The 12,318-nt window shown below is 59.0% G+C and carries 7 protein-coding genes and 3 pseudogenes; 7 read left to right on the forward strand and 3 right to left on the reverse strand.

All coding sequences use genetic code 11. The features are described from left to right. The first annotated feature begins 32 nt into the window (after window positions 1-32). The 7 genes and pseudogenes from N0Q91_RS29370 (at window position 33) to N0Q91_RS29400 (ending at window position 7,808) form a co-directional block, all read left to right on the forward strand. Complete coding sequence (locus N0Q91_RS29370; protein WP_275598992.1) at window positions 33-1,088, forward strand: LacI family DNA-binding transcriptional regulator; 1,056 nt, start codon at window positions 33-35, stop codon at window positions 1,086-1,088. Window positions 1,089-1,097: 9 nt separating this feature from the next. Continuing rightward, window positions 1,098-1,556, forward strand: a complete 459-nt coding sequence (locus N0Q91_RS29375) for a MaoC family dehydratase (protein WP_100670545.1) — start codon at window positions 1,098-1,100, stop codon at window positions 1,554-1,556. A 139-nt stretch (window positions 1,557-1,695) separates the two neighbouring features. Continuing rightward, window positions 1,696-2,888 (forward strand): annotated as a pseudogene (locus N0Q91_RS29380) (CaiB/BaiF CoA transferase family protein). Then, window positions 2,888-4,039, forward strand: coding sequence for an ABC transporter substrate-binding protein (locus N0Q91_RS29385; protein ID WP_275598993.1), 1,152 nt, complete (start codon window positions 2,888-2,890; stop codon window positions 4,037-4,039). Before N0Q91_RS29380 ends, N0Q91_RS29385 begins: the two are co-directional and overlap by 1 nt. Window positions 4,040-4,161: 122 nt before the next feature. After that, a complete protein-coding gene (locus tag N0Q91_RS29390) occupies window positions 4,162-4,932 on the forward strand; it encodes an enoyl-CoA hydratase/isomerase family protein (RefSeq protein WP_275598994.1) in 771 nt (256 codons plus the stop codon). Window positions 4,933-5,252: 320 nt separating this feature from the next. Then, on the forward strand, window positions 5,253-6,176 hold the full coding sequence (locus N0Q91_RS29395) for a sulfotransferase family protein (protein WP_275598995.1): 924 nt from the start codon (window positions 5,253-5,255) through the stop codon (window positions 6,174-6,176). 163 nt (window positions 6,177-6,339) lie between these two features. After that, window positions 6,340-7,808, forward strand: a pseudogene (locus N0Q91_RS29400) (pectate lyase). A 117-nt stretch (window positions 7,809-7,925) separates the two neighbouring features. Here the strand turns inward: N0Q91_RS29400 and N0Q91_RS29405 are convergent. From N0Q91_RS29405 to N0Q91_RS29415, 3 genes and pseudogenes are all read right to left on the reverse strand, one after another. Next, a pseudogene (locus N0Q91_RS29405) lies at window positions 7,926-9,921 on the reverse strand (polysaccharide biosynthesis tyrosine autokinase). An 82-nt stretch (window positions 9,922-10,003) separates the two neighbouring features. Further along, window positions 10,004-10,837: a class I SAM-dependent methyltransferase gene (locus tag N0Q91_RS29410; protein WP_275598996.1), complete on the reverse strand. Its 834-nt coding sequence runs from the start codon at window positions 10,835-10,837 to the stop codon at window positions 10,004-10,006. A gap of 157 nt (window positions 10,838-10,994) precedes the next feature. Next, window positions 10,995-12,308 (reverse strand): O-antigen ligase family protein, encoded by a 1,314-nt coding sequence (locus N0Q91_RS29415; RefSeq protein WP_275598997.1) that lies wholly within the window; start codon window positions 12,306-12,308, stop codon window positions 10,995-10,997. Window positions 12,309-12,318: the final 10 nt, after the last annotated feature.

Below are 12,318 nucleotides of genomic sequence, written 5' to 3' on the forward strand. Positions count from 1 at the left end.
ACATCAGGCGTCGAAGGTCAGAGAGTTCCCAAATGGATACGGAAACCGACAAGCCAAAGCGTAGAAAGCGGGAGCGGCGAACGTCGCCAAGCCGGGTGACAATGGCGGAGGTTGCCCGCGAAGCCGGGGTCTCTGCTCAGACCGTGTCTCGGGCGATCAACTATCCGGAGCAGGTCGGGGAGGCGGTTCGCACCCAGGTTCAGGAAGCCATTCGTCGCCTGAACTACGTACCGAACTTCGCTGCCAGCCAGATGGCGACGAACCGTAGCGGAATTATCGCGGTTATCCTGCCGTCGATTTCCGCCTCGATTTTCGCCGATACCGTGCAGGGACTTTCGACGACGCTTTTGCCCGCCGGATATCAGATCCTGCTCGGGCACACCTTTTACGATCCGGAGCAGGAAGAGGCCCTCGTCCGCAGCTTCCTGGGGCGGGGGCCGGAAGGCATGGTCGTCATGGGGACCACGCATACCCCCGCAGCCGACTCTCTGCTCAAGCAGGCGGGGCTTCCGATCGTTGAAACCTGGGAATGGACGGAGGAGCCGATCGACCTGCTGGTCGGATATTCGAATGAAGATGCAGCGATAGAGATGGTGGAGCATCTCTTCGCCAAGGGGTATCGCCGGCTTGTGTTCTCCGGCGTCGTCGAGAGTGGAGACGCGCGTGCGAAAGCCCGTCTGCGCGGGTTCCGGAGTGCCGCCCAGAGACTTGGGCTCGATGCCGATCGCGTGCTTCTGCTGCATGGCCGCAACGTGTCCATGAAGGTGGGGGCCGCCTCCATAGCGGAGATCCGCACCCGCTTCCCGGATGCGGATGCGGTCTTCTATTCTTCCGACGTCTTCGCGGCGGGTGCCGTGCAGGAATGTCTGAGGAGCGGTATTCGCGTGCCGGAGGATATTGCGATCGCCGGTTTCGGCGGTTTCGAGATTGCGGAAATCCTCATCCCAAGTCTGACGACCATAGTGGTCCCGTCAGTACGCATCGGCCAGCAGGCGGCGGATCTCCTGTTGGCGAAACTGAAGAAACAACCAATCGGCGAGCCGCGTGTGAACGTCGGATACAAGCTCGTATGCGGTCAAAGCACCTAGAAGATCATCATGAAACTTAGCGAAAAGAACTACTACGAAGATCTGGAGATCGGATTTGAGTACGAAACGCCGGCCATTACGGTTGGCGAGGCGCATGTCCTCGGCTTTGCGGGCCTCACGGGGGATTTCGCAGATGTACATGTCGACGAAGCCTTTGCTCGGGAGATGGGCTTCAAGGGGCGTCTGGCACATGGAATTCTGGGCCTAGGCCTGATCGACGCGCTGAAGAACCGGTGTCTGGTCGGTTTCCATGTGGTGGCCGCGCTCAACTGGCAGTGGCGGTTCGTCGGCCCCCTTTATATAGGCGATCGGTTGAGGGCGCGCCTCACGATCTCTGAAAAGCGGCTGACGAGCAGGAAGGGCCGCGGAATCATCACGCTTGCGATCAAGGGCGTCAATCAGAACGACGAAACTGTTCAGGAGGGCACGAACCAGATCATGGTGCTCTGCCGGCCGGCCGGCGCTTAAAGGCGACAAACATAAACGGGAAGTGACGAGTCTGGACCCGACGCGAAGGCGAACGGGCAACGGATAATCGCGTCTTCCATAAACATGAACATGCCGGCTGCATCGGCAGTCCGGCGGCAAGACTGAAATGGAGAAACCAATGGGAGTTCTGAGCGGATACAGGGTGTTGGATTGCTCGATTGCGATGGCCGGTCCGTTTGCGGCGCAGCGTCTGGGCGATCTTGGTGCCGATGTCGTAAAGGTTGAACCGGTGACGGGTGAATGGCAGCGCCACGTGTCGGCCGGCGGTGCGCAGGGCAATCGCATTAATGTTTCGTTTCTTTCGCTGAACCGCAACAAGCGTTCCCTTGCCGTGGACCTGAAGTCGCCGCAAGGCAAGGCGTTGCTCATGGACCTGGTGAAGACCTCGGACGTCTTCCTGCAGAATTATCGCCCGGGTGTCGCAAAGCGCTTGGGTGTCGACTACGAAACGCTCTCGCAGATCAATCCGAAGCTCGTCTATGTATCGATGTCCGGCTACGGAGAGGATGGGCCGTATGTCGATCGTCCGGGGCAGGATCTCATTCTGCAGGGCATGTCGGGTGCCATGCTTTCTGCCGGCCGCGAGGGTGAGCCGCCAACGGCTGCCGGCCAGTACCTGGTCGATGCGATTGCTGCCTATAATGCCTTCGAAGGCGTGCTCGCCGCGCTGCTGCATCGCGAGCGGACGGGCGAGGGGCAGCTCGTTCAGGTCAACATGCTCGATGCGATCGCCACGATACAGATGCAGGAGCTTTCCGTCTTCACGATCGGGGGAAGCCTCAGAAACGTTCGGCCGAGCCTCATGCCCACGTTTATATCCGCGCGCCCTACGGTGCTTTCGCCACCAGCGACGGCTATATCATCGTCGCATTCCCGCCGCTCAAGAAACTGGGAGAAGTGATCGGCGAGGAAAGTTTTCTGGCGATGGATGACGAAGCCGATTCCTGGAGCAGGAGGGACGAGATTTTCGCGAAGACGCGTGAGCGTCTCAAGATGAAAACCTCCGCGGAGTGGCTCGCACGCATGCGCGCCGCCGACATTTGGTGCGGCCCCGTCTATGGATATGAGGACCTTATCAACGATCCCCAAGTCAAGCACAACGGCACGTTTATCGAATACGATCATCCGACCGAGGGCCGCATCAAGGCGCCGGGCTTCCCTATCCGCTTCTCCAAGACGCCGAGCCGCGTCGAACGTGGCGCCCCGCTCACAGGACAGCATACCCGGGAGGTCCTGACGGAAGCCGGATATGACGCCGATCGCATCGAGTCGTTGCGAAACGCCGGCGTGATCTTCATCGGAGAGAACTGATGCGGACCTATTCAGGACTGACGTGGGATCACCCGCGCGGCTATAACGGGCTTGCCGCGGCCGCCGTTGCCCGATCCGGCATCGACGCTGTTTCCGTCTCCTGGGAAAAGCAGCCGCTGGAGGGTTTCGAGACTCACCCAATTGCCGACCTGTGCGCCCGTTACGACATCGTGGTAATGGATCATCCACATGTCGGGGAGGCGTACGATGCCGGCTGCCTGCAGCCCCTCGAGGCAATCTTCTCGCCCGAGGTGCTTGCCGAAATCGCAAGGAACTGCATTGGCCCCACCTTCGACAGCTACCGCTTTGCAGGCAAGCATTGGGCTTTGCCTCTCGATGCGGCGACGCAAGTCTCGGCATATCGGCCGGATTTGCTGAGTTGCCCAGCGCCCGTCACATGGGACGAAGTCGTCGCCCTGTCTCGCAGCACGGGCCGCGTCGGTCTCTCCCTGGCCGGACCGCATGCGATCTGCTCGTTCATGTCGATCGCTGCCGCGTTCGGCTTCCCTCCGGCGGCGGACGACCCCGACCTCTTCGTCTCGAAGGAAGTGGGAAGGGAGGCTTATGAGATCCTGGCTGAGCTTGCTGCGCTCAGCCCTGCGCCGTTGCGGGAGATGAACCCGATTGCAATTCTAGGTCACATGGCGAGCCATGACGATGTGCTGCTGTGCCCGCTGATCTATGGCTACGTGAACTATGCCGCACCTGCAGCCGGTTTGCATCGCGTCGCATTCGCCAACGCACCGCGCATGGCGGCCGGCGGACGACCCGGCTCCACTCTCGGCGGAACCGGCATCGGCATATCTGATCGATGCGAGGTGACGCCGGAGCTGAAACGGCATCTGCTTTGGCTTATGGGCGCCGAGGCTCAGGTGGAGTTTTTGCAGGCGCACGATGGCCAGCCATCGCTTAGGCAGGCATGGCACGATGCGGCGGTCAACGCACGGTGGGGCGACTTCTACAAGGACACCGCCGAGACCCTTGAAAAGGCCTATGTCCGGCCACGCCACAGCGGCTATATCGCCTTCCAGGGCGCGGCCTCCGCCTATCTGCGCCAATCATTCGGCAACTCGTTGCAAGCCGGGCAGGTAATCGAGCGGTTGCAGGACCTTTATACCCGCCACCGACCGGTGGCCGGTGGCGAGCGCTAGCACGGGATGAGGAAATCCGTGCGCGGGTTTCGTCCCCTGTCCATTTCAACCGATCAGAAACGATCACATCGGTGATTTCGGGTCATCCGACCTGAAGTCATCGCGATCGAGGAGTTCCGTAGATGACTGATGATGTTCGTTTCGAACGCGACGGCCATGTCGCCGTCATTACCTTGAATTGGCCGCAGAAGCTGAACGCCGTCACACCTGAAATGGCCGATGCGATCGTTTCTGCCGTTGGTGAATGCAACGAAAGCGACAGCATTCGCTGCGTGATCCTGACGGGTGCCGGGGAGCGGGCTTTCTGCGCCGGATCCGATATCCGCGAGCTCGACGGCTACGATACGCCCTGGCAGTTTCGCAACCGGCCGGATTACTGCGACGCGGTCCGGGCACTTTTGAAGCCGACTATCGCCGCGATAAATGGCTACGCCTTTGGCGGCGGCCTGGAAACTGCGATGTCTTGCGACATTCGCATCGCTGCGGAAAACGCACAGTTTGCCGCGCCGGAGATCAAGCTCGGCTGGATAGGGGGCGGCGGTATGGCGGCACATCTGACGCATTCGATCGGCGCTTCGAATGCTGCTCTCATGCTTCTGACGGGGGATCCCGTCAGCGCAGAAAGGGCTCTCGCATGGGGGCTGGTGAGTGAAGTGGTTCCGCAAGGAGAGCTGATGGCACGCGCAAGGACCATCGCAGCGGTCATTGCATCGCGGGCACCCATAGCTGCGGAGACGGCCAAGGCGAATCTGAAGGCCGCGGTCTCGATGCCACTCGAAAAAGCGATTGAATACGAACGGGATCTGCAGACGATCTGCTTCGCGACGGAAGACGCGGCGGAAGGGCGCGCCGCATTCAAGGAAAAGCGCAGCCCGGTTTTCCGGCGCAGATGAACGGTCCGGCGGCATGGGCCGTCAGGACCGAGATCCGAAACGTGCGGTGCGCAGAATGCTCGGCGTGCGGCCCGAACGGCGGCTGAATAAATCGGCACCACCAGCTAACGTTGCAAATTGCTGCGCGCCGGAAATTATGGTAGGTCTTGCGCTGTGCGGAGCGACGCCGGCGCGATATGTCGGTGGCCGCAGCTATTATATCGATTTTTAAAATACTGAAAGTGCCACGCAGTGGCGAATTATTTTGGGCAGACACCTGCCCGCAATGGAACGTTCGTTTCAAGTTCCAGCTATATTTTTGTTAAAGGGAAGGCTTTACGATGCCCTCGCAACCAGTTCGCATTGCTTATATTGCAGGTTATGGACGCAGCGGGTCGACGATCCTCGACATTGCTTTGGGACAGCATGCCGCCTTGGTGGGAGCGGGGGAGATCACCTCGCTCACACAACACGTGTGGCGCAACAACGAATATTGTGCTTGCGGCAAGGCAATTCGCGACTGCTCCTTCTGGAGCTCTGTTCTCCGGGAGTGGTCGAATGGCCAGCATTCCGGACTGATGGAGGAGTATTGCGCCCTCCAGCAAAAGTTCGAAGGGCTTTCGATGGTTACGAAACTGCTGAGTGGCATCGGCCTCGGAAAGCAGTTTTCGCTGTATACGCGCCATACGAAGCGCCTGTTCGGCGCGATGCATTCCTGTTCCGGCCGCCAGATGATCGTCGACTCTTCGAAGTTGCCGGGGAGGGCGATGGCGCTTGCGCAGATCCCTGGAATTGACATGCGGGTCATCCATCTCGTGCGCGACGGACGCGGTGTGGCGTGGTCGTTGCTAAAGGGCTACGAGCGCGACACCACGTCGGGCTTGCAGAAAGAGATCAAGCCGAAGTCGGTATTCAGGACAGCCTTGCGGTGGAGCATGGTCAATCTTGCGGTCGAATATCTATCGCGAAAACTAGGCCCGGAAAGGGTCATTCGTGTCAGATACGAGGATTTTGCATCGGAACCTGTTGCCGTGATGGAGAAAATCGGGGCGTTTCTCGAGCTTGACCTGAGCCGGGTCGGCACATCCTTGCAGAATGGAGAGGCCATGGGGCCGGGACACCAGGTGGCCGGCAATCGGTTACGCATGAACACGTCGATCGCGCTCAACAAGGACGAGACGTGGCGCGCACGGATGCCCGCCCGCCAGCAGATTTCCTTTCAGCGGCTAGGCGGCTGGATGCTCAGACGCTACGGCTATCTCTGAAGGAGATGTCACAGGTCGCCGGCGGTTCCCTGATGCCTGTCCAATGGTCCGGTAGGGCCTTCGATCGACATTCCGGCGCGGCGCGGTTTTGCCGTGCGAGGATTTCAGCCGCGGGTGATTGCAGGCGGAACGAGTTTCAGCTTCGACTTGGTGGTGCGAGAGCATGACGGCAATCTATCGGGCGCATGACGTAAGGGCATTTGGTTTCGCGGTCGCTCGCTGCCTGATGATGGGGGGGCTGCTGTGCGGATCTTGGCTCGGCTATCCGGCGCAGGCGCTCGCCCAGGCGGCATCGATGGAGCCGCTTTCACCCAAGCTTCCGGACGGCAGGCAACGCGCCTTTCCCACAGCCGAGGGCTTCGGCGCCGGCTCGCTCGGGGGACGAGGGGGCAAAGTGCTCTACGTCGTCAACACGAACGAGGCAGGCCCGGGCTCCTTGCGCGCGTGCGTCGAAGCGTCCGGACCGCGCGTTTGCATCTTTCGTACGGGCGGGACCATCGTACTGCGCGAGAGGTCGTTGGAGGTCCAAAATCCATTCCTGACGATTGCCGGAGAAACGGCGCCCGGCGGTGGGATCGCCATTCGGAACGGAGAGACGCAAACGCGCCCTTCGATCGCAATCAGGACAAATGATGTGATCATCAGGCACATTCGTCTCCGGCCCGGTCCGCATGCGGTCGAGGCCTGTTGCTCCGGCGGCCTCGGCATGTACTCCGAGGCGGCCAAAGACATCATGCTCGATCACATCTCCGCCAGTTGGGGATCCGACGAAACGATCGATTCCGAAGATGCGAGCAATTTTACCTGGCAGTGGGGTATTGCAAGCGAACCGCTTCTGCGGGGAGGCCCCGGGAAAAAGAACCGCGCGCGTAATATGTTGTTCACAAAGGGTGGCAACGTCTCCGTACACCACTCTCTCTTTGCTTTCGGCCAGTTCAGGAACCCCCTGATAAAGATGAAAATTCCCGGCGCCGTCGCTGATGTCGTCAACAACGTGTTTTTCTCGCCGAAGTGGCAATATGTCCTGAGCTTCGGCGACGAATGGGCGCGCATTCAAGCCAATGTGGTCGGCAACTACAAGATCGCGGGGAGAAGCTGCGAAACGACCATATGGTTCACCTCTTCGAGGAAAGCGGACGCGGCCACGCGATTTACCTGAAGGACAATTACGACGAGCCCTACCGCACCGACCCCGGACAGGATGAGAGCCTCGTTCTGGCCGAGGAGCAGAGAGGGTTTGTGTCGGCGACAGCATTCGATGCGCCGGCGGTCCGCGCCTTCGCCCCTGAAATTGCTTACGACGACGTCCTGACGAACGCCGGAGCCACGAAGCCGCAGCGCGATGCAGTCGATAGCCGCATTATCGATGCGGTCAAGAACCGCCGCGGACAGTTGCTCCAGAGCCACCCGCAGGATGTCGGCGGTTGGCCGGAACTCGATGCCGGCGTGCCGTACCAGGACAGCGACATGGACGGCATCTCAGACGACTGGGAAGTTGAAAACGGCACCGACCCGAAAGATGCCAGCGACGGGCAGCAAGACACGGACGGCGACGGCTGGACGAACCTCGAGGCATTTCTCCACTTCATGGCGGGAGATACCGCAGGCAGGATAACGGCTGCTCACGAGTGACCGGCGCCGCCGGTTTGCTTCTGCTTCTTCTGCTTCAGGCGCGAACTCTGCGAACACCCGTATTGGCCAGCGCACCTTCTCTCCATCTTGATGGAGAGAAGGATGATCGGCATGGGTTCAAGCGACATTCGACGGACGCGTGATCGAAGCTCTTGCTGCAGGAGCGGGCAGGGGGTTGATTTCTGCCTCCGACCGTTCAGGGGATGCCCCATTGCCGCGAAGGCGATGCCAGCCGCCGGCCGGGATCCGCTTGGACGTTATGACGAAGCCCCCATAATGGTGGCGCCGATGGATTTCGGGATTGACCTGGTTGATGACGGTGCCGATCAAATGCGCATGGTTCATCCGGAGCTGTGCGGCAGATTCCTGCAACTGCTCTTCAGTCGTCTTGCCCCAATTGGCCATGAGGATCACCCCATCGACAAAGGGCGCCAGCCAAGTCGCATCGCCGGAGGCGAGCACCGGCGGAGCATGCAGCACGATGAAATCATATCCGCTCTGCTTGAGGTCCATGATGAGTTCACAGAGCTTGTCTGAGTCGAGTGATCTGAACGGCTCCGTCATGACGTGCGTAGCGTCGATGAACCCAAAGCCGGGCAAGGTCGGAACGGACTGCACGATCTCGCCTATGACGGCCTGATTTCTAAGGTAACGCTCGATCGTCTCCGGCGAACGTTCGAAGCGCCTCAGATAGGGAACGTTGTGACGATTGAAATCAAGATTCACGAAGGCGGTAGGGCGACCGTCCGCTGCTGCGGCCGTGGCGATGCCCCAGGCCGTCGACGCATTCGCGATGTCGTGAACGCAGGAGGTCACCATCACAATGCGGCGCAATTGCTTCGCGTCCGAGTAACGACCGGCCATATAAACCGCCCGCTCCGCTTCCGCGGACGTGAAATTGCTCCAGTCCGGTATGCACGAGGATCGCTTGGCGCCCGGAAAGGTCAGATGCTTCGGTATCCTGGGTACATAGCCGAGATTAGGGACGCGCAGGAGTTGCGCGGCACGTTGTCCGCTGCGGACACGCGTGTCGATTGTTTCCAGCAAGAGCGCGAGTACGCAGGCCAGCAGCGTGGAACCGGCGAATGCCGCCGGAATGATGAGGCCGGGCTTTGGAAACGACGGTGAATTTGGAAGTTCCGCCGTCGACACAATCCGTGCGCTGGGTTTCAGGGACTCGGCTTCGAGGTCCGACAGAATACGCTGCACTTCATCCTCGATCATGCTGCGGATGCCTGCTATCTGCGAATCCGCATCGATCATTTGAGGGTGATTTTTGCCGTACTTGGCGGCAAGTTCGGCTTTGCTCTGCAGCAATCGGGCTTCTTCGTTCCGCAGCGTGATCAAAAGCGGCTGCGTCATGCTCTGCCGGAGGAAGGCCACTGCGCCGCCGGTGTTGAGTGCGCGTTCCTTGTCCGCGACGCGCTCATCCTGTTTGAACTCGAGCGAAGCTTCGACATAGAGGGTGGCAATCGTATTGGCGATCTGCTGGGCAAGTCTCGGATTCTGATTGACCACGACAAGCCGCACGGCAAGGCTCTCGCCGGTCCGGCTCACCTCGAACTGGGACAGCAGCGCGGAGATCGCATGATCCCGCTGGGCTTTCACATCGGGTATGACTCTGTCTGCGGTCGGTGAGCGGCGAATGCCGAGCATATTCCGGATATATTCGAGGGGACCGTTTCCGGCGCCGCTCGCCTTCTCGCCGCCTGGCGCGTAAGGATTGAAGGTAGGGTCTTCGATCAAATTGAGCCGGTCCACGATACGGCCGGCAAACTTTCGCGATTGCAGGACGTCCATCTCGGTTTCCGCCGCCGAGCGGTCGCGGTCGATGGATGTCAAAGCTGCATCGGTGGCAAATGGCCGGACATCTTTGCGCTCCAGAACCACCTCCGAGCTGGCCGTATAGGATTTCAGGGAGCGTGAAAGATGCAACGGCAGCCAGCAACGTGCAGCCGATGATGATTGAAGCGAGAAACCAGATCCGCCGCTTGACCACGGCCCAGAGATCGAAGAGGCCGACCGTGGGGCCGCTCTGCTGAGTGGCGAAATCGACAGTTTCACGGTGATGAGCACGGGCAGATAGGCTGCCATCGGAAACGAATGTCGTCATGGAAACCTTCTATCAAAAATTTTTTGCTTTATTCCGTTAGCTTAATTAAATATTCAATTCGGCGCAATAATTTAGTTGATTGCTAATAAACCGAAGCTGGCCCAGGGCGGCTTGCCTCACGGCAATTTCGTGAACACATATTCATTGCATCCGTGCCGTCCCCAACGGTCTTGATCTGATCCAAGCGGTAGCCCTTCTCGCGGTAGAAATCGAAAATTTGCTTGGGCGTAGAAACCTCGAAGGGATAGCCGCCTAGCCAGTCAAGGTGATCGTACCAAAAGGACATTCCTCTCGGAAGTTTTCGGCCCTGCACGTATTTTAAAATATAGCTTGGCAAGGCAGGGTACAGAAGATGGATGAAAATGATCGGTGGCCTCAATATGGAATATTTGTTATATAGTCTTTTTACATGTGTCCAGTATTTACTCGTAAGTGGCTGATAATTGTAGAGAGCGATAAATAGTTTTCCATTTTTACTTACATTGCCGTCCACATTTTCCAATGCTTGCCACATCGCCCCGGTGTGATGCAGGACGCCCCACGAGTACACAATGTCGAACTGGCCAAGTCGACGGAGATAGTCTGCGTCCAGTACGGATCCCTCTTCGATTAGCCAGTCCGTGCTTTCAGGGAAGTAGCGCTGCTTTAGAGCACGCGTGCAGGCGACTGACTGGGGGTCATAATCGAACGAATGGACACGTGCGCCAAGCTTCCTGGCCGCCAGTGAAAACAAACCGCTGCCGCTGCCTATGTCCAAGAACGTTTTATTGTGCAGATCGTCAACTCTGAGCATCGCCTTCAGGCTGTCAACCGCATGTTGGAGACGATCTTCGTCGAGAACAGTCAGGAAGTTGTACCAGTTGCGTCCGAATTCAAATCGGCGGCCGTTGGTGATTTCGTCAGCTACTTGCGTCATTGTTGCCCCCATTTGGTTTGATGCATAATCTGCATTTGGACTCTGCCGATCGGAGCTGACCGCCGGGCTGTATCCGGAAACGGATCGACCACGGCAAGACCAGTAAACTACGTGCCTGTTCCAGCGATTTGCCGTTAACCCCCCGGGTTTGGTCGCCTCAACCCGCGGGAAGCGTTCGATTTTTTCTCGGAGCTACGGGCGGCACGGTGCGCCGCAGCTCTGCAAGGCCAAGTCCAAACGCTAAAAAGAGTGGTATCGTCCAGTATCTCGCGTACATGTGCGGATTGAAGAGAGCAATTACGAGAAAAACCAGGATCGGCGTGACCACCGCTGCGAGTGCGCGTTTGTCTCCGCCGACCTTCAAGATCGCGAGGCCCAGCAGCATGCCGGCCCCGGAAAACGTCATCCAGCCGATTAGGGCGGGCAATCCGCCCTCGACCCACAGGAGGAGATAGAGATTGTGAACGGGGGCGTCCTGAACGCTTCTCTCACGGAATTGATCGGCACCGATCCCGACGATCGCGATACGCTCTTCGGAAATGAGGTGGAGTGCTTCCCCCATCAGTTCGGCTCGCGAAACGAAGGTGCCCGCTTCGGAGATGTCGCCGGAGGACAGCGCGCCCAGAACGCGGGTCTGAAACGTCTTGGGCAGCATCTCCCTGCTGCCAAAAAGGGCGAACCCGCCGACGACGATGGCCATTCCAAGTGCCAGGCGCAGGACCAGGCGTGGCGTCGAGATCAATGCAATGAAGATGGAGAGGCATAGCGCCGTCGAAAACAGACCGCTGTTGGAACTCGTCAGGACGACCGTGACGATGATGATCGCGAGGGCCGGCACGGCAAGATAGGATTTCGCGCGGCCCGAAGACCAGAAGAACAGCAGGATCGGAAGTGTCAGTGCGTTTATCGACGCAGCCAGGTTCGGATTGCGCAGCACGGTGGCGAGACGCTTCGCACCAGTCACGACGCCCTTGCCGTCTCCAGGAACGTAGCCGACCGTGTAAAACGTGATGATACCATGAATGTCGATGAGGACCACGCTGACCAGGAATATGGCGGCGAACCGATAGGCTTCCCTTGGATCCTCACGGATAAGGATGACCATCAGGATCATATAGGCGAAGAGATACTGCGCCATGACGATCAGTCCCCGCTGGGGACTGCCGTTGAAGAGGCTGCCAAGCATGATGCCGACGAACAACAAGGTGAACGCGAAGATCCATACCGATGTCGTCTGTTCGAGCGGCCTGCTCTTGATCCGACCGGTGATCAGCAGAAGGAAGAGGCTCAGGCAGAAGAAGAAATCACTGAACGTGAAGAAAAGCTCGGAAAACCGTAAAGTCGCATAGGGTGCCAGAAAGATACCCAAGTAGACGACGCCGCGTTCGATCGCCGCCAGGTGGGTGTTCGTTCTGCTGGGCTGGCCACCAAAATGAAGTTGATGTGCCGTTCTCATACTGGCCTCTGACACGATCGCCTCA

This window comes from Sinorhizobium prairiense (assembly GCF_029201645.2).
Classification (GTDB): domain Bacteria; phylum Pseudomonadota; class Alphaproteobacteria; order Rhizobiales; family Rhizobiaceae; genus Sinorhizobium; species Sinorhizobium meliloti_A.